At 54.6% G+C, this 968-nt stretch carries 2 protein-coding genes; both read left to right on the forward strand.

Going from position 1 to position 968, the window contains the following annotated elements; translation table 11 throughout:
• Window positions 1-71: 71 nt before the first annotated feature.
• Window positions 72-416 carry a hypothetical protein gene (locus MKK70_RS06865; protein WP_243946512.1) on the forward strand — a complete coding sequence of 115 codons (345 nt, stop codon included), beginning with the start codon at window positions 72-74 and terminating at the stop codon, window positions 414-416.
• A 282-nt stretch (window positions 417-698) separates the two neighbouring features.
• Window positions 699-968: hypothetical protein (locus MKK70_RS06870; RefSeq protein ID WP_243946513.1), on the forward strand; the 270-nt coding region annotated here is incomplete at its 3' end.

Below are 968 nucleotides of genomic sequence, written 5' to 3' on the forward strand. Positions count from 1 at the left end.
GAAACTTTCCTGTTCCCTTGCCCGTCATTTCATCGTTTTGGTGATCAAAGCCAAGAGGGCAGGAGAAACTGATGCTTGCAGGTTTGCTAACCGTTGCCGGAATGATTGTGGCTGCTTCGCCTACCGCGGTACAGGAACTTCAAAAGCCTTCCGTTACGGACCAACAGAGAAAATCTGTCGGTGACGAAAAGGCCGCTGAGATCCGAGCATGGATTGAGAAGGCTCGGATCAGACAGCAATGGGTCGAGCGGCAGAACGAGAATTTGTGGGCTCGCTGGACGTATGCGGTTTGCATTGGCTGCGGGCCGGTATCGGGGAAGATCCGCATGGTGCGAACGAACCCCTTACGGGTCCTGATGGGCATTCCTGCTGCCGAAGATGACGCCCGCGGGGAACGCGGAAAGCAGCGCATTTAACCGCCAAGCATGTTCGTACGATTGAGGCCGAGATAGCACTTACGGATGAGAGCGGCACCACCATGTCAAGCAGTGCCACGCTGGCCTAGGTACGATGGGCGGATAAAACAGTTCGTGAAGCAGCTGATGACTAGCGGCTCAAACGCGTAGCTTCTCCTTGAATGCCACATCTGATGGTTACTAAAGCTTAACCGAGAAACTACACGTCCCACTAGCGAGCGCAACCTGAGGCTGAATTCGCGTATTGAGAAATCGGTTTTAGCGACGGAGGATGTGATCCTGATGTCAAAGCCGTTTGAAGATGCCGTGGTTGTCTGGCTCGACCCCAATCGCCCAGATTTCGGGGTCACACTCATAAACGATGTTCCTTCAGGCCTCTCCGCCTTGCATCGGTACGGCATTGACGAGGCACTACAGAGCACCGAAGCGCCCCTTTGGCATACTGCAGCCGGTGCACTCGTTCGCGCTGATATCGAACCGTCGCCCACGAACATTCAAAAGGCTTACGACGCTCTTTTACGCTTGGTGAAATGCACCGCCCCTGTCCCATCA

The organism is Methylobacterium sp. E-041, assembly GCF_022829665.1.
Taxonomy (GTDB): Bacteria; Pseudomonadota; Alphaproteobacteria; order Rhizobiales; family Beijerinckiaceae; genus Methylobacterium.

Coding starts and splice junctions, on each gene's coding strand:
- MKK70_RS06865 (WP_243946512.1), top strand. CDS start 72: ATGCTTGCAGGTTTGCTAACCGTTGCCGGAATGATTGTGGCTGCTTCG.